This is a genomic window from Lentzea kristufekii (assembly GCF_033949925.1).
Classification (GTDB): Bacteria; Actinomycetota; Actinomycetes; order Mycobacteriales; family Pseudonocardiaceae; genus Lentzea; species Lentzea kristufekii.
The window spans coordinates 132,511-150,000 of the sequence record NZ_JAXAVV010000020.1 but is presented as its reverse complement, the minus strand read 5'-3'; the positions used below and the strand labels follow the sequence as shown (position 1 = coordinate 150,000).

The window sequence follows — 17,490 nt, the reverse complement described above, 5'->3', positions numbered from 1 at the left end:
CAGTGGGTGCGCCCGGCGGCAGCGCAGGGTGAGGTCGACGTGTCTGCGACTGCGACGCTGGCGGAGTTGTTCGAACGGCGAGTCGCTGCCGATCCGCACGCCATCGCGGTGTCTGGCCCGGCTGGTGAGCTGACCTACCGGGAGCTTGACGAGCGCGCCGACCGGTTGGCGAGGCTGCTGTGTGCCTGGGGCGCTGGGCCGGAGCAGCGGGTGGCGCTCGCGTTGCCGCGGTCCGTGGATCTGGTCGTGGCCATGCTGGCCACCGTCAAGGTCGGCGCGGCGTACGTGCCGGTCGACGTCCTTCAGCCGGTGGAGCGGCTCGCTGTGTTGCTTGCGGACTCCGAACCGGCTGTCGTGATCACCGGGGACGTGCCGCTGCCGTCCGCTGTCACGTCATCGGCCCGGCCCGTGGTGCTGGCCGACCCCGCCACTCGAGCGGAACTGGCGGCGCTCGGCGCAGTCGATCTGTCCGGTCCGGTGTCGCCGGGCAACGCTGCCTACGTGATCTACACGTCCGGGTCGACGGGAAGACCCAAAGGGGTGGTTGTCAGACAGGCCGATGTCGCGGCGCTGGCCGGTGACCGGCGTTTCGCGAACGGCGCGCACCGCCGGGTGCTCGTGCATTCGCCGCACACCTTCGACGCGTTCACCTACGAGCTATGGGTGCCGCTGCTCAACGGCGGCACCGCCGTGCTGGCCGCGCACTCCGGGCCGGACATCACGGCACTGGCGGGGAGCATCACCGCCGGGCGGGTTACCGCCGTGTTTCTGACGACCCGGTTGTTCGAGCTGATCGCCTGGGAAGCACCGGAATGCCTGGCCGGGGTGCGGGAGGTGTGGACCGGGGGAGAGGCGGTGCCCGCTGACGCGGTGCGCCGGGTTGTGGCGCGGTGCCCGGAGACGACCGTGTTCGACGTGTACGGCCCGACGGAGACGACGGTGTTCGCGACGTGTCACCGGATGGTGCCCATGGCGCCGGTGCCGGACCCGGTGCCGATCGGGCTGCCGCTGGACGGGATGCGCGCCCACGTCCTAGACGCGGCGCTGACGCCGGTGCCGTCAGGTGGCACCGGGGAGTTGTACCTCTCGGGTGCCGGGGTCGCGCGCGGCTATCTGAACCGTCCGGACCTGACCGCGGAACGGTTCGTCGCGTGCCCGTTCGGCCCGTCTGGCGAGCGGATGTACCGCACCGGCGACGTGGTGCGGTGCGAACCCGGCGGGACACTGGTGTACCGGGGACGGGCCGACGACCAGGTGAAGGTACGCGGCTTCCGCATCGAACCGGGCGAGGTCGAGGCCGCGTTGCTCGCCCAGCCGGGTGTCGCGCAGGCAGCCGTCGTGGTCCGCGAGCATGGTGACGGCGACAAGCGCCTCGTCGGATACGTCACCGGCACGGTGACCGACGTTGGTCGGTTGCGGCGGGAGCTGGCGCGCACGCTGCCGGAATTCATGGTGCCGTCCGCGCTGGTGCGGGTGGACGTGTTTCCCTTGACTCCCAATGGGAAGACCGACCGCAGGCGACTGGCTGAACTGTCGCTGCCCCGGCGCCGGACGCCTGCCTCAGGCCCACTAGAGGAGGACGTCCAGCGCACCGTCGCGCGGGTCTGGGCCGACGTCCTCGGTGTCTCGTCGGTCGGCGCGCACGACGACTTCTTCGACCTCGGCGGCAACTCTCTGCACGCCGCGCGGATCGTGCACCGCATCCGTCGAGCCTACCGGGCCGACATCGGGTTGCCCGCGATCTACGCGGCGCCCACGGTGGCCCGCCTCGCCTGTCTCGTGCGCGTGGCGGACCGCAACGGCGCCCTCGACGTCCCCGTCCAGCGGCGGCCGAGACCCGCCCGGTTGCCGCTGTCGGCGGGGCAGGCGCGGTTGTGGCACCTCAACCAGGTGGACCCCGCCGATCCCAGCTACCACCTGGTGTTCGTCGTCCGGCTGTCGGCCGCACTCGACCAGGCCGCACTCGACCAGACCGCGCTCGGCGCGGCGGTGGCCGATGTCGTGGCTCGTCACGAAAGCCTGCGCACTGTCTTCCCGGCCGATGCGGGTGTGCCGGAGCAGCGTGTCCTGGAGCCGGCGGAGAGCCGGGTCGTGCTGGTCACCGAGGAGATCGCCGACGCGGCGCTGTCCGCGCGGATCCACGAGCTCGCGACGGAACCGTTCGACCTGACCAGTGAGCTGCCGGTGCGGGCCACCGTGCTGCGGACCGATTCCGGCGACACGGTCCTGGTGCTGCGGGTACACCACATCGTCTGCGACGGCGGGTCGGTGCGCCCGTTGTTCCGCGATCTGGAGCTGGCGTACCGGGCGCGTGCCACCGGCCGGGCGCCGACGTGGGCGGCAGCGCCCCTCCAGTACGTCGACCACACACTGACCCAGCTCACCCAGCTCGGCCGTGACGACGATCGCGACAGCTACGCCTTCCACCAACTGTCGTTCTGGCGGCGCACGTTGCACGGACTTCCCACGCAGCTGACCCTTCCCACGGATCGATCACGCCCAGCCGCCCCAGGCAGCCGGAGCGAGCGGGTCACCGAGACGTGGGACGCCGACCTCCACCGCCGGTTGCTCGCACTGGCACAGAACAACCGGGCGAGCCTGCTGGCGGTACTGCAGGCCGGTCTCGCAGCGCTGCTGACCCGGTACGGCGCGGGAGAGGACATCCCGCTGGGCACCGTCGCGGCCGGACGTGCCGACCCCGCGCTGGCCGACCTGGTGGGCTTCGTTGTCAACACGCTCGTCCTGCGCACCGACACGTCCGGCGATCCGGCGTTCACGGCGCTGGTGCACCGGGCCCGCAGGACCGCCTTCGACGCCCTGGCCCACCAGGACGTGCCCTTCGACCGGGTCGTGGCGGCGCTCAACCCGCCACGCTCGGCAGGCAGGCACCCGCTGTTCCAGGTCGCGCTCGCACTGCAGAACATGGCCTGGCCGGACATCGACCTCACCGGAACACCAGCACGGATCGAGGAGTGGCCCGCGGGTGGCGCGAAGTTCGACCTGCTGTTCGAGTTCTGGGAACAGCACGACGATCGCGGCAGGCCCGCCGGTGTCGTCAGCGTGGCCGAGTACAGCGCGGACCTGTTCGACCAGACCACGGCACGACGGCTGTTGGACGGCCTGCGCCTGGTCCTGATCTCGGCCGCGACCGACCCCTCCCGGCGAGTCAGCGACCTGACGATCACCCCGGCCTCGCTGCCGGTCACCGAGGTCCACCGGGCGGGGGAGTCGGTCGCGGTCCTCGCTGAGGCCTTCGAACACCAGGCCGCACGCACTCCTGGCGCGACGGCGACGCGCGGCCCGGACGGCACGACGACCTACGCGGAGCTGAACGCACGGGCCAACCGCCTGGCGCGGCTGCTGGTGCAGGCCGGCGCGGGACCGGACACCGTGGTGGCGCTGGCACTACCGCGATCCACGGAACTGGTCGTGGCCATGCTCGCCGTGGCGAAAGCAGGCGCGGGCTACCTGCCTCTCGACCCCGCCCACCCCACCCCGCGGCTCGCGGCACTCCTGGCCGACGCCGGCCCGGTGGTGGTCATGACGGACCAGGCACACCGCCACGTGGTTCCACCCGGCCAACCGGTCCTGGTGCTCGACGACCCGGCCACGTCACGGGATCGTGCCTGCCAGGACGCCGTGAACCTGACAGACGAGGAACGTCGCTCGCCCGTGCGCGCCGGGCACGCCGCCTACGTGATCTACACGTCGGGCACTACCGGCGTCCCCAAGGGCGTTGTCGTCACCCAGAACGACGTGGTCACGCTCGCCCTCGACCCGAGGTTCGCGGGGCAGGCACACACGCGGGCACTGGTGCACTCGCCGCACACCTTCGACGCGTTCACCCTCGAGCTGTGGCCGCCGCTGCTGCACGGGGGCACCGCCGTCCTCGCCGGCTGCGACGACCTGGACCTCACCGCGCTGGCGGGCATGATCGTCGACGAGCGGGTCACCGCCCTGTTTCTCACCGCGCGCCTGTTCGAGGCGCTGGTCACCCAGGCACCGCGGTGCCTGGCCGGTGTCCAGGAGGTGTGGACCGGCGGTGAACAGGTCCCGGCCGCCGCGGTGCGCAGGGTGCGGGCCTGCTGCCCTGGCACCACGGTGGTCGACGCGTACGGCCCGACCGAGGTCACGGTGTTCGCCACGACCCACCACGTCCGCGCGGGGGAGCCGGTGCCCGCGACGGTCCCGATCGGCACGCCGCGGGACGGCGTGCGGGTCCTCGTGCTGGACGCCGCGCTGCGACCGGTGCCGCCTGGCGCGCCGGGGGAGTTGTATGTCGCGGGAGCCGGGATCGCCCGCGGCTACCTGAACCAGCCCGCGCTGACTGCGGAACGCTTTGTGGCCTGCCCGTTCGGACCGCGCGGCGCGCGGATGTACCGCACCGGTGACCTCGTCCGGTCGACGGCGGACGGTGCGCTGCAGTACCTGGGCCGCGCTGACAACCAGGTGAAGGTGAACGGGATACGGATCGAGCCCGCCGAGGTCGAGGCCGCAGTGGCCGCCGAGCCCGGAGTCGCGAACGCCGCCGTGGTCGTGCGACCGGACGGCACCGGCGGACGCCGGCTCGTCGGCTACGTCGTGTCCTCCGGTGCGGCGCGACTCGACCTCGACGCCCTGCGACGCCGGCTCACCGGCACACTTCCGGGGTACCTGGTGCCCTCGGCACTGGTGCAACTGGACGCGCTGCCGCTGACACCACACGGCAAGACGGACAGAGCGGCCCTGGCCCGGCGCGCTGACGAGGCGAGGGCACGGCCGACGACCACGAGTCCCCGCGATCCGATCGAGGAACGCGTCGTCGGCGTCTGGTCCCGGATCCTCGAACGCGACCGTATCGGCGTGCACGACAACCTGTTCGACATCGGCGGCAACTCACTGCACGCCGCCCGGCTCACCGCGGAAACGGTGCGGGCACTCGGGATCGCCCCGGACCACAGCGGTCGCCTGATGCGTGCCCTGCTGCACACACCCACGGTCTCCGCCATCGCGGAAGAGGCCAGGACCCTCCTGTCGGCACGACCGGTAGCCGCGACCGGGCGGCGCGAGGTGCCCGACTTCGCCACCGACGCCGAACTGGCGCCGGACATCCACTTCGCGCAGGCCACGGCGCGGAACACCGAACCCCGGCACGTTGTGCTGACCGGTGCCACCGGATTCCTCGGTATCCACCTGCTGCGAGAACTGCTCGACACCACACCGGCGACCGTCAGCTGTCTCGTTCGCGCCCGCGACGACCACGAAGCGCGGCACCGAATCCTCGGCAGCGCCCGCCGGTGGGGCGTGCCTGTCATCGACGAGAGCAGGGTCGGCGCGATCGCCGCCGACCTCGGGCTGTCTCGGTTCGGCCTGCCGGACGATCACTACTGGAGCCTCGCTGAGGCCGACCTGATCTACCACAACGGCGCACAGGTCAACTTCCTCTACCCTTACCACGCGCTGAAACAGGTCAACGTCGACGGCACCAGGGAGATCATCCACCTGTCGTCGGCGGGCGGGGGCGTACCGGTGCACTTCGTCTCTACCCAGGCGGTGTTCTCCTCCCTGGGACTGGCCGGGGTGCGGAGCGTGGACGAGAGCACCCTTCCCGCGTGCCCGGAGCAGCTGTTCATGGGCTACCCGGAAACCAAATGGGTGGCCGAGACCATGCTCCGCGCCGCAGCCGGACGAGGCATGCCGCTGAACATCTACCGCCCCCACGACATCACCGGCAGCACGGAAACCGGCTCGTGGCCACACGACAGCTTCCTGAGCGGGCTCCTACGGTCCTTCGTGGACATCGGGGCCGCGCCGGATGCCCGGCTCCCGCTCGACTTCACCCCGGTCGACCTCGTAGCCAGGTCGCTGGTCCGGTTGTCGCTGCACCAGGGGACGGCCAGCGGGACGTGGCACCTGAACAATCCCCGGTACGCGCTGCTCGGCGAGTTCGTCGAGCAGCTCGGCACGGTCGGCCATCACGTGGCGTTGGTCTCGATGGACGAGTGGGTGCGCCGCCTCATCACTCACTGCGAGCAGCACCCGGAGACGGCCATTGCGCCTTTCGTGCCGCTGTTCACCGAACGGTGGACACCGCACAACCTCACCGTTGTGGAGTTCTATCTGGAAGACCGCATGCCGGTGCTGCACTGCGCCCGCACCTGGGAGGCGGTCAGCGCGGCGGGCGGCCCCGCTGGTACACCCCCGACAGCTGATCTCCTCCCGCTCTGCGTCGCACAACTCACCGCGCGGCAAACCACTGCCGGGAAAGCAGGCCCATCGTGACCGAGAACCCCTTCGACGATCCTGACGGCATCTTCCACGTCCTCGTCAATGACGAGCAGCAGCACTCCCTGTGGCCCGCGGAGATCTCGGTGCCTGATGGTTGGCGCGTGGCCCTGCCTGGTGTCCGCCGGACCGAGGCCCTCGAGTACGTCAACACCCACTGGACAGACATCCGGCCCGCGTCGGTGCGAACCTGTTGATGTGAGAGCAGCGGCAGTTCAGTCGCGGAGGGTCTGGCTGGGCAGTTGGCCATAGCGGTTGCGGTGGTGGGCTGCAAAGCGGCTCGCGTGGGGAATGGATGTGGACGGCGAAGTCGCGGAACATCAGCGCACGAGAGGTCATCGCTCGCCCGGACCGTGTGGTGCGGCCTGCGTGAGCGCGTGATGGTCCTCTCCGTTCCCCCGAAGCTGAGGACGGAGGCGCTGGCTGCGGGGTGCTCGTTCTTGCAGGCGTCGAGCCTGTCTTGAAGCAGGTCGTCGAGGTCCACTGGGTAACCAGGGCGAGGCTCTCCCAGAGCGAGCAAACAGCTCTCGATGTCATCGTGACCGCTCGCAAAGCTGGTCTCTGCTGCGAAGGCTTGAATACGCGGATTGCCGCCTGTACGCCTGTGGAACTCGGTGGCTTGTGCGTCTGAGACGGAGTCAAACGTCGCGTTGAGGTAGCCGTGGGTGTACTGAAGGGTAAATCCGGTCAGCTCCAGCCGCGGCGTGCCGGCCGGTGGTTTGAGCAGGTCGATCCGTTCTGTTCGGCACAACATGACCAGCCGCACGTTCGCCGGCATCGACTCCAGCATCATGTCGGTGACGAAGGTTCGTTCGCCGATGTCGCCCGCGACTTGAGCGGCGTTGTCGGCGGCGTCGATGACGATCGCGAGCAGTGCGCCAGGAGTGCGCGCCTCCAAAGCCGCGGCAGCGGTGCGCACACGCGCGAGAAAGGCCCGGCTGTAGTCCTCCGGCTGTGCGGTCCTCACCGGGATCAATGGATCGCACAGCGAATGCGTTGCCAGCTCGTTCGCCAGGTGCAAGAGGCCTTTTCTGTGCGGATGTCGAGGCTGGCTGGTGCGCCGGTAGTCACCGTTGCCGAAGCAGTCGAACACAAGGGCCAAGGAGCCGTCCGGCATGCCTTGCTGGATCCTTGTGGTGAGAACCGACTTCCCCACACCTCCGGCCGCATGCACGATCACAGGCCGATCTGAGATCTCGACGATCCGCTGGATCGTCTCTTCGGCTTGCTCCGTCACGATGAGGTGCTCGGGAGCCTCGATCAAGCTCGGGCATGGCAACAGATCAACTTCGCTGGTTCTCAACGCCATCAAGACCGTCGAGCGTGTCACAAGCGAATCCGGCTCCAGCGACGTTGCGCGACGCTCGATCATCTCCTTCAGCAAGATGTGCTCGACGTCTGAGGCGTGAGGAAGGTAGGAGCCCACTTCCACGTGGAATATCGAGTCCAGCCGCAGCAGACCCGGCGCAGAGGTGTCGATGCTGAAGCGTTTAAAGAACGCAGCTTCGTCGCCAGCGTCAGCTGAGAATCCGGAGTACTGCCTTAGGTAGCGGACGTCGTGATCTTCCGGATCTGCTGCGGCGCCGGACGCAAGGAGGTTGATCGCTTCGAGTACCGACGAGCGGACTTGCCGGTTGGAGACGAACTCGAAGCGGACCTTGTGCAACTCGTCGGCGTTTTCAGCCTTGATCTTTCGGTAGATCGTTCCAAACCCCTGGAGTGTCTTCTTCAGCCCAGAGACGGTGAACTCGTCCTCTGTCTGGCGAGTCGAGTGTTTGAGCTGGCGGTACACGACCCGGTTGGCATCCGCGAGAGCTGTTCCTCCGTAGTAGTCGGCAAGATCGATTACCTCCTCGCCGTCACCGAGGTCGGGGTCTTCGACGGCGGCACCCTCAACGTGAATCGCTGTCAGCTCTGAACTCGGGCGCAGAAGTCGAAGTGACTGGCGGGCAGCCCAACGATAGTGAAACTGGTCGCCATCCCTGCTCGGGCGAAGTAGATCTACGCCAGCCATTCGCTCAGTCGTCCTATCGCCAGCGCCTGCCACCGCGGCTCAGTGGTGTGAACGGATGGCGATCTTCGCACGCGTCCCGGAATTTCGATAGAAGGTTCAGTAGATCGGCGTGCCACGCACTCCGACTGAAGCGATTCGCCTCAGAACGCTCGTCGGATCTGTACGTACCTCACCCCGGCGCTCTTCATCACAGGTGTCCTCCTGTGTTTGGCCTATTCGCCGACCATCGTGTGCCCCTCTGGCGTGCCGCGTCTCCGCGTGTCACTCAAGTCCGAAGTCGGCCCACGCGAGCGCCGCGAAGGTAGACCAATTACAGTCTTAGTCTATCCATTGTGGACTTATTGAAAGTCCACAATAGACTTCCTGGGTCATTGTGGGGCCATTCGACGTCGAGGCCCAATGGGACTCTATGGGGTCTGACCAGGCGAAACATGCCGATGGGGCCGTCTTCGGAAGATGTCCCCGAAAACGGCCCCATCGCGACCTGTCAGCTCTGGTCGGCCCACCACTTCTGGCCGGCCGCGCCGAGCGTGGAGATCGGGTCGTAGTAGGGGTAGCGGCGGTCCAACGCCTCCGGGTCCTCCAGCTCGATCCCGGTGCGGTAGTTCTTGGTCCAGTAGGAAATGCCCAGCTCACGGTCATATTCGGCGAGCTGGTGCACCCACCGCTTGCCCACGTACGGCACGTCGCAGACGATCCGAGGGGTCGCGTACCCAGGCAAGTAGCCCATGATCGCGTGCTGCAGCTCCTGCGCTTCCCAGACGGACACCCTCCAATGTTCTGCGTTGGGGATCATGTCGCACATGTAGAAGTAGTACGGCAGGATGTTCGCTTCCCCTTGCAGCGCAAAGCAAAGATCCAGCAGGTCGTCCGACGTCGCGTTGACGCCCTTCATCAGAACGCCCTGGTTGCGCACATCCCGCACGCCGACTTCCAGCGCGGTGCGCGCGGCCTCGGCGACGAGGGGGGTCACGGACTGCGCGTGGTTCACGTGCGTGTGGATCGCGAGGTTCACTCCACGCCGGGAAGCCGTGCGCGCGACACGCTCCAGGCCCTCGACCACGCGCGGCTGGAGCCAGTGCTGGGGTAGACCGGCCAGGGCCTTGGTGGCCAGGCGGACATCACGCACCGTCTCGATGTCGAGCAGGCGCATGAGGAACGACTCGAGTTGTGGCCACGGCACGTTCGCCACGTCGCCTCCGGAGACCACGACGTCGCGGACGCCCGGGGTCTTCTTCAGGTACTCGATCATCTGGTCCTGGCGGTCGACCGGCTTCAGCGAGAGCTTGTGCTTGTCGATCAACGGCGTGGAGTTGCCGACCAGGTCCATGCGGGTGCAGTGCCCGCAGTACTGCGGGCAGGTCGACACCATCTCGGCCAGGACCTTGGTGGGGTAGCGGTGGGTGAGGCCCTCCACCACCCACATCTCCGCCTCGTGCAGCGAGTCGCGCTGGGAGTGCGGGTGCGACGGCCAGTCGGGGTCGCGGTCCGAGGAGACCGGCAGCATGTAGCGGCGGACCGGGTCGTTCAGGAACGCCTCGGTGAAGGCGTCGGGAGAAAGTTCGGCGTCGACCGCCATCGTGTTGAACATCTGCGGCGGGATCAGCATCGACATCGTCGCGAAGGCGTCCATGTCCTTGGCGAGGTCGTCGTAGAACCGGTCGGTCAGCAGGTCGCCCGCGACCTTGCGGAGCTGCTTCACGTTCTTGACGCAGTTCACCCGCTGCCACTGGGCGTCGCGCCACTGCGCCTCGGTCACGTGTGACCAGCCGGGAAAGCGTCGCCAGTCTGGTTCGACCAGCTCACGGCGGACGTACGTGTACGGCTGGCGGTCCAGCCGCTCCAGCGCCGTGGGGGCGTCGTGCACCGCGGTCATCCGTACTCCTCTGCGTCGAGGTCGCGTAAAGATATCCTGTCATATCGCTAGCTCGCCGTAAATATTTCAGATCAAGCCCTGGTCGAGGGCCGGTCGGGAGCAAAGACGCGCTGTTGTGCGTTGAACGGGCATGCCCCTCTTCGCGCTGCTGCTGCTCGGGATGTTCGCCGAGATCGCGGTCATGGTCGCCGTCGGCAACGCCATCGGCGGGCTCTGGATGATCGCGTTGCTCCTGCTCGGCACCCTCGTCGGACTGTCGCTGGTGCGCCGTCAGGGCGCGCAGACGATGGCCGCGTTCTCCGAGTCGGTGTTCAAGCGCCAGCAGCCCCACCAGGAGATGGCGGACGGCGTGCTGATCGCGGCGGCCGGCGCGTTGATCATGGTTCCGGGCTTCATCAGCGACGTCGCCGCGTTGTTCCTGCTCTTCCCGCCCACGCGCAAGCTCGTGAGCCGGCGGATCGCGCGCAAGGCGGAGGCGGCGGCGCTCAAGTTCGAGCACGAAAGGCGCTTCGGCGCCGGTCAGGTCGTCGAGGGCGAGGTCATCGACGTCGACACCGACCCGGTCGTCATCACGGAGCGGCGCGAGATCCGGTGATCCGCGCGTACCGGCCCGCCGACCTGGACGCGCTGTACGACATCTGCCTCGACACCGGCAACGGTGGCCTCGGCGCGCGTCACCTGTTCGACGATCCACGCCTGATGGGCCACGCCTACGTCGGCCCGTACGTGGCGTTCGAACCCGACCTGGTGTTCGTGGCGGAGGACGACGAGGGGATCTGCGGCTACGCGCTCGCGGCGTCCGACACGGAGGCCTTCGAGGACCGCTGCGACCGCGACTGGTGGCCTGACCTGCGCATCCGCTACCCGTTGACACCGAACGCGAACCGGATCGTGCAGCAGATCCACCACCCCGCCCGTGTCGATCTGATGGTCGCTAGCGACTATCCGGCGCACATGCACGCGAACCTGCTGCCCCGCGCGAAGGGCAAGGGGTTCGGTGGCGCGCTCGTCCGCAGCGTGCTCGAACGCTTGGAGAAGGGCGTTCATGTGCACGTGCGGCACCACAACGCACACGCGGTCGGCTTCTGGGAGCACATGGGCTTCCGCGTGGTCGACTCCGCGGAGAAGCTCGTCCTGGGACTGCGCCTCTAGCTCGCGCCGCACGTCCAGCGGTGCTCGGTCCCGCCTTCAGACGCTGGGGTTGACTCCGGTGATACCCCAGCGAAGCCGTCGCAGCGCCTCTGGGTCACGTACAGATCCACGGAACTGAACGAAGTTGAGCTGACGCAACAACAAGAGCTCTAAAGGGAGTTCGCCCGCTTCCGGAAGCAGCACCGGCACCAGTGGAATGCCGTCGGTCGCGCATCGTTCGACGAACGCCCTGATCTCCAGCCGCTGCCACCTCCCGGCTCCGCACTGCCCGAGGAACACTGCAGCGGTGCGGGTAGAGCTGATGGCCTCCTCGATCGCGTCCTGCACCCAGGTGCCGGGACGAACCCGCTCCACGTCGATCCATGGGTTGATGTCCTGCTCTCGCAACGCGGCGCACACATCCAGCACCGCGGTCAGGTCGGCCGAGTTGTAAGCGACGAAGACGTCGAAGGGCCTGCTCTGATCCAGAGCGGCGCTCCCCTGCGCGCAGCGGGGAAGTGGAATCGATGTCGCCTGCATGGGTCTCTCCTGCTCGTGGCGGCTTCCTCCTCGAAGTCAAGCAACTGGCGCGGCGAGTTAGAAGTGCGGAAGAAAATTCCGCATGAGGCCACTTGGTGACGTGTAAATCCCACACGAATCCGCACGATCCTGGCGTTTTCTCGGCCGGTTGTAATCATCCGGGTTTCATGCTGCGGGCGAGTCAAGCTCAGTCAAGGACAAGTAGTGGGCAAACTCGTGAGTAACCTTTGATTTCCCATACGATCCCGCACGATGCTCTGGCTCTGGATGGTTCATCGTCGAGGAGTGTGTTCACGTGCCGGAGGAGTACCCGCTTGACCTGGATCGGGTGTCCAGTCCGGAGGAGTTCGGTGCGACCCTCACCAGGCTGCGCAACTGGGCGGGCCTCTCCATCCGGGAGCTGGCGAAGAAATCTGGTGTCGCATCCGGCACACTGGGCAGCTACTCATCTGGTCGTCACCTTCCCCGTGACGCGAACGTGCTGCGCGACATTCTCCGTGCGTGCGGTGTCGAAGATCCAGTGCGGGTCCTGCAATGGGTCGACTGCCTCTTGCGAGTACGGGCTCCGCTCGGAAAGCCGTCGCGGTCGGGAACACCTCCGTATCGCGGCTTGGAATCGTTCCAGCTCGAAGACCAGGAGTGGTTCTTCGGCAGAACGGCGCTCACAGAACGGCTGGTGGCGACTACGACCGACCCCACCACGGAAGGGCCGGTCTTGGTCGTCGGACCGTCGGGTTCCGGCAAGTCCTCACTGTTGCGAGCAGGCGTCGCCGGGCGGCTCGCGAACACCGAGCCTGGCTGGCAGCTGGCATTGCTGAAGCCCGGCCCTGATCCGATGACGGCGCTGGCAGAGCAGTTCACGTTGCTGAGCGACGAGACCGATCCGGTGACCGGCCAAGGTGATCTCCCCGGGGTCATCGCCACGGTGCTGAGGCAGCGGCAGTCATCCGTGCTGGTACTCGTCGACCAGTTGGAGGAGCTCTTCACGCACGACGTCGACGTGGCCGGTCGGAGCGAGTTCGTTTCGGTGTTGCACTCGATCTCCTCGATCACGTCCGATGGGCACCGCGTGCAGGTGCTGGCGTCTCTGCGGTCGGACTTCTACGACGCTGCTCTGCAGATTCCGGAACTGCGGGAGTCCCTGCAGGCGCGTCAAGTCCTCGTTGGAGCGATGACACGGGACGAGTTGCGTGAAGCGATTGCGGGCCCGGCGGCCAAGGCGAGCGTGACAATCGACGGCGGGCTCGTCCACCTGATCCTGCGCGACCTGGCTTCATCGCATGGTGGATCTGGGCACGACGCTGGAGCGTTGCCGATGCTCTCCTACGCCTTGCTGGCGACCTGGAAGCGCGGCAACTCGAAGAGGATGACTGTCCAGAACTACATCGACGCGGGAGGCATCAACAGCGCGATCGCCCACTCGGCGGACGCGGTCTTCTCCGAGTTGACCGGTCATGAACAGGCGATCGCCCGGCAGCAGTTCGTGCGTCTGGTGCACGTCAGCGACGATGCTCCCGACACGCGACGGCGGGTGCGGCTGAGCGAACTGGTGGGCGGTGAAGACGAGCAATCCCGCACGAGAAGGATGGCCGTGTTGCGTCGCTATGTCGACGCCCGCCTCATCACAGCGGACTTCGACTTCGTCGAGATCAGCCACGAGGCCTTGCTCTCAGCGTGGCCGCGACTGCGTGAGTGGATCGATGCGGACCGTGCGGGCCACCGCATTCGTACCTCGCTCACCAGCGATGCGACCCGCTGGGACGAGGCGGGTGAGGACGCGGGAATGCTGTACCGCGGGCAACGGCTCGCCATGGTGCTGGAATGGCGTGACTCGGCCAGCGCTGATTGGCAGCTGAACGCGTTGGAACAGAGGTTCTTGGAGCAGAGCGCCGCAGCTGTGGACGCGGAACGCTTCCGGGAACGGCGCAACAATCGCGTGCTGCGAGTCCTCGTGTCAGTGCTGGCGGTGCTGGTACTGGTCGCGGCCAGCGCCGCCACGTTGTCCTTCGTGGAACGCGCCCGTGCGGACCAAGCACGTGAACTGGCGGTGTCGCGTCAGATTGCCGGAACCGCTGACAGGCTGAGGGAGACCGACCCGGCGCTCGCCGCGCAACTCGCTGTGGCCGCACTACGCGTCGCACCGACGGTTGAGGCGAGGTCCGCGCTGGTCACCGCGACCACCATTCCGATCGGCACCAGGCTGCCCCGTCCGAGTGGCGGGAAGCAGTCGATGGCGGTGAGCCCGGACGGCACGCTGCTCGCCGCGGCCGGGGCCACGACCACCGATGCGGACTTGCTGTTGTGGGACCTCCGCACCGCAGGCACCACCCGCTCCGCGCCGAACCCGCTGAAGGGCCACAGCAGTGGCATCTACGCCGTTGCGTTCTCGCCCGACGGGCAGCTTGTGGCGACGGCGTCTGACGATCGGACCGTGCGATTGTGGGACGTACGTGATCGTGAGCGTCCTGCAAAGCTCGGTGAAGCGCTCACCGGGCCCACAGACAGGCTTCTCTCCGTCGAGTTCTCTCCCGACGGTCGGATGCTGGCGGCGGGAACGCGCAACGCCGAGCTGTGGGTGTGGGATGTGTCGGTTCGTGATCAGGTGAAGCACTTGGCCGGTCCGGTGAGCGGCGGGGGTGAGGCGCTGCAGTCACTGGCGTTCCACACGGAATTACCGCTGCTCGCGGCGGCCGACGCCAAGAGGGCCGTTCACCTCTGGCGGGTTGACGGTGGCCGGCTCGGCGACCGCCTGCCTTCGATCCCGGTACCGACCAAGGTGAACGTTGTCGCCTTCCAACCGGGCACGGGCGTACTGGTGGCTGGTGGCAACGACACGTTGCTGCGGTTCTGGGACGTGTCTGTCCCGGAATCGCCGCGTCCGGCGGCCGAACCGCTCGCGGCTGCCAGCGGTTGGATCAACGCGGTGGCGTTCGACGGGGACGTCGTCGCGGTTGCGAGCGCGGATCACAAGGTGCACGCGTGGGATCTGGAGACTCGGAGCGAGCTCGTCGTGCTGCCTCACCCAGAACCTACGACAGGTGTGGCGTTGCGCGGCCGGCACACGCTCATCACCAGTGGGGCGGACGGCGTGGCGCGGGTGTGGCCGTTCCCGTCTCCCTCGATCCCCGGTGCGGGAAGAAAGACGACCGGTGTCACGTTCGACGGCAAGGGCACGCTGATCGCGGACGCGGGCACAGACGTCCGGATTTGGGATCTCGGTGCCGGGAGAACTCCTTCGCGGCTGGCAGGTCCGTTGCCACTGCCCGCAGGCGTCACCGCGATGGCTGGACTGGCGGAGATCGACGACGACAGCACCCTGTTCGTGTCGAGCGCACGCGACACCTTCGACGTGTGGCTCTGGGACATACGCGATCCCGCAGCTCCTCGTTTGCAGCCAAAGCCGCTGCGCGCACACACCGCCTTGGTGGAAGCGGTCGTCTTCAGCCCCATCCGGCGGCTGCTGGCCACCGGCGGCGATGACGGACGGATCGCGTTGTGGAATGTCACCGACCCCGCGAACCCGCTTCAGCACGCCTTGCTCGAGCCCAACGCACGCAACGTCTTCACCATCGTGTTCAGCCCGGACGGCAACACGATCGCCGCAGCTACCCAGTCCGGTCGTTTGCTGAGGTGGGACGTCACGAACCCCGACGCGCCGCGTGAGCTCGAACCCGTCGTTGTGTCGTCGGACTATCTCTACTCCGTGGATTACACCTCCGACTCGTCCCTGATAGCCGCCGGCACGGCGACGGGAGTTGTTCAGCTCTACTCGGTGGACGCCCAACAACGGATGACCAAGCTCGGTGAGCCGATCACCGGGCCGGACGGTTACGTGCACAGCGTCGCCTTCAGTCCGGACAACCGGACGCTCGCCGCCGGCACCAGCACTGGCCAGGTGTGGTTGTGGGACATCACCGACCGCGACGCGCCGACGGTCGTCGCTCTCGTGCAGGGACCCACGGAGGGTACGTGGAAGGTGACGTTCAGCCCGGACGGCAGTTCACTCGCCACGGTACTGGGCAACGTCACTGCAGTGCTGGATCCCGACCCCGATCGGGTGGCTCGGACAATTTGCGACTCGGCAGGTCTGCTGATCACCCGAGACGAGTGGCGCAAGCACGTCCCTGGTGAGGAGTTCCGGGCCATCTGCTGACGGTGTGGGGTTGTGTGGCTATTCGCCAAGCTGTTTCGCACACCCCCTCGTCTTTCGTTCACTGTGCTCGGCACAAGGCGGGTAGTTGAGGAGGACTCGGGTGTTCGACTGCATCGATGTGGACGCGGCGGCGCTGCGCGGCGCTGCGTCCGCAGCTCGTGAGGCGAGCGAGACGATCGTCAAAGCCGGGGAGTTGGCTGACTTCGGGGAGACGGTCGAGCGCGCTTTGAAGGGCTCGAGGACGGCCAGGTACGCGGCTGGCCTCGAAACTCTCTGGCATGAGGAGCTCATCAGGTGGTCCAGGGACGTCGCCGACTACGAGGAGAAGATGTCCGGCACCGCGGAAACCTACGAACGGGTCGATGAGGAGCGCGCCGATGCTCTACGGCGTGAGGGGAACGGCAAATGATCACCTACGGAAACGTGCGTGAGTGGGACGCCCGTCCGCTTGACGAAATGATGACCCGTCTGGACCGCAGCATCGGGCAGCTCAGGGCGGTGCTCGACGACTTCCTCCGCCGTCAGCCGTTCAAGTCCTGGGCGTCCGCGAGCGCTGAACTGGCGGCCGCCAGGCAGCGTGAGCTGGTCGAGAGGCTCGAACGGATCGAGGAAGCGATGATCCAGATTCGCAGGACGCTTTCGGAAACGAAACACCGCGTCCTGAAGCTGCGCTGTCAGGTCCGCAGGGCCGAGGACTTGGCCACAGAGAAAGGGTTTCGCATCCAGGATGACGGTGAGGTGGTGCCGAAGGCGGATCTCTCAAGCTTCCTCGACCTCATCAAGGGAGGAGGTCCGTTCGCGTACTACGAGGTGAAGGGACACGTGGAGGCGATCTTGACAGAGGCTGTGGACCTCGACGTCGACTCCAGCAAGCAGTTCGGACGCGCGGCGGCGATGGCTCGTGACAACGCGTTCGACGAGACTCTTCTCCGAGACTTCCACGTTTCGGAAGACTCCAGGGAACCTGGCTTCCAGGGCTTCCTCTGGAACTTGCTGCCGGTATCCGACTTCAATCATGTAGAGGCGGATCTCTTCTTCGGCCTCACCGATGCGGAGAAGATCGTTGCCGGCTGGATCAAGCACCACTCGGAGCAGGTTGCGATCGACCTGTTCGCCGACAAAGGCGGTGACGGCGCCTATTACGGCTACTACGAGAGCGGCGTTGTTGCCGACAACAAGGCTGACGCGTTCCGGCACGCCTACGCGAGTGCGCTGTTGGCGCACCACATCAGTCCTGAGTTCTCCGAAAGGTTCACGACGGCGCACGAGCAGAGCGGCGGCAACTCGGCGACCGCACACGCGATGGACCTGCACAACAACGCGGTCGGCCGTGAGATCGCGATCAACAGCCCGCACGCCACGACTGAGCAGCTCGCGACCCTTGTGCGCAGTGCGGTCATGAACGGGGAACTCGCCGTCATCTCCGCAGCAGGAGACCTCGTCAGGTCGAACGACACGATCTGCCGACCGGAAGCACCCGGCGTGGACCGCCCTCGTCAGGTGTGGTGACAG

Annotated in this window: 11 protein-coding genes and 1 pseudogene; 10 read left to right on the top strand and 2 right to left on the bottom strand. The window is 67.2% G+C overall.

The genetic code is table 11. The annotated features are described in order from the left end of the window. The first annotated feature begins 39 nt into the window (after nucleotides 1-39). The 4 genes from SK571_RS33725 (at nucleotide 40) to SK571_RS33710 (ending at nucleotide 8,182) form a co-directional block, all read left to right on the top strand. Nucleotides 40-6,261, top strand: a complete 6,222-nt coding sequence (locus SK571_RS33725; protein ID WP_319988151.1) for a non-ribosomal peptide synthetase — start codon at nucleotides 40-42, stop codon at nucleotides 6,259-6,261. Further along, nucleotides 6,258-6,461: an MbtH family protein gene (locus SK571_RS33720; protein WP_319988150.1), complete on the top strand. Its 204-nt coding sequence runs from the start codon at nucleotides 6,258-6,260 to the stop codon at nucleotides 6,459-6,461. The genes SK571_RS33725 and SK571_RS33720 overlap by 4 nt, the downstream gene beginning before the upstream one ends. Before the next feature lie 464 nt (nucleotides 6,462-6,925). Beyond that, on the top strand, nucleotides 6,926-7,456 hold the full coding sequence (locus SK571_RS33715; RefSeq protein WP_319988149.1) for a hypothetical protein: 531 nt from the start codon (nucleotides 6,926-6,928) through the stop codon (nucleotides 7,454-7,456). Nucleotides 7,457-7,822: 366 nt separating this feature from the next. Beyond that, nucleotides 7,823-8,182: a hypothetical protein gene (locus tag SK571_RS33710; RefSeq protein WP_319988148.1), complete on the top strand. Its 360-nt coding sequence runs from the start codon at nucleotides 7,823-7,825 to the stop codon at nucleotides 8,180-8,182. Between the two features lie 583 nt (nucleotides 8,183-8,765). Here the strand turns inward: SK571_RS33710 and SK571_RS33705 are convergent. After that, nucleotides 8,766-10,154 (bottom strand): KamA family radical SAM protein, encoded by a 1,389-nt coding sequence (locus SK571_RS33705; protein WP_319988147.1) that lies wholly within the window; start codon nucleotides 10,152-10,154, stop codon nucleotides 8,766-8,768. A 130-nt stretch (nucleotides 10,155-10,284) separates the two neighbouring features. Between SK571_RS33705 and SK571_RS33700 the strand changes: the two genes are divergently transcribed. Together SK571_RS33700 and SK571_RS33695 are read left to right on the top strand one after the other, a co-directional pair. After that, entirely contained in the window at nucleotides 10,285-10,749 is a 465-nt protein-coding gene (locus SK571_RS33700) for an FxsA family protein (protein WP_319988146.1), read from the top strand. Next, complete coding sequence (locus SK571_RS33695) at nucleotides 10,746-11,306, top strand: GNAT family N-acetyltransferase (protein WP_319988145.1); 561 nt, start codon at nucleotides 10,746-10,748, stop codon at nucleotides 11,304-11,306. Before SK571_RS33700 ends, SK571_RS33695 begins: the two co-directional genes overlap by 4 nt. Before the next feature lie 36 nt (nucleotides 11,307-11,342). On the opposite strand, the gene SK571_RS33690 is transcribed toward SK571_RS33695, so the two are convergent. Next, the gene (locus SK571_RS33690) at nucleotides 11,343-11,825 is read right to left on the bottom strand and encodes a toll/interleukin-1 receptor domain-containing protein (protein ID WP_319988144.1); all 483 of its coding nucleotides are present in this window, start codon (nucleotides 11,823-11,825) and stop codon (nucleotides 11,343-11,345) included. Nucleotides 11,826-12,120: 295 nt separating this feature from the next. On the opposite strand from SK571_RS33690, the pseudogene SK571_RS46470 reads away from it, so the two are divergent. From SK571_RS46470 to SK571_RS33675, 4 genes and pseudogenes are all read left to right on the top strand, one after another. Beyond that, nucleotides 12,121-12,339 (top strand): annotated as a pseudogene (locus SK571_RS46470) (helix-turn-helix domain-containing protein); the annotation flags it as partial. Between the two features lie 96 nt (nucleotides 12,340-12,435). Beyond that, a complete protein-coding gene (locus SK571_RS33685; protein ID WP_319988143.1) occupies nucleotides 12,436-15,978 on the top strand; it encodes an nSTAND1 domain-containing NTPase in 3,543 nt (1,180 codons plus the stop codon). 100 nt (nucleotides 15,979-16,078) lie between these two features. Next, complete coding sequence (locus SK571_RS33680) at nucleotides 16,079-16,387, top strand: type VII secretion target (RefSeq protein ID WP_319988142.1); 309 nt, start codon at nucleotides 16,079-16,081, stop codon at nucleotides 16,385-16,387. 14 nt (nucleotides 16,388-16,401) lie between these two features. Further along, nucleotides 16,402-17,487, top strand: a complete 1,086-nt coding sequence (locus tag SK571_RS33675; RefSeq protein ID WP_319988141.1) for a DUF6973 domain-containing protein — start codon at nucleotides 16,402-16,404, stop codon at nucleotides 17,485-17,487. Nucleotides 17,488-17,490 lie beyond the last annotated feature (3 nt).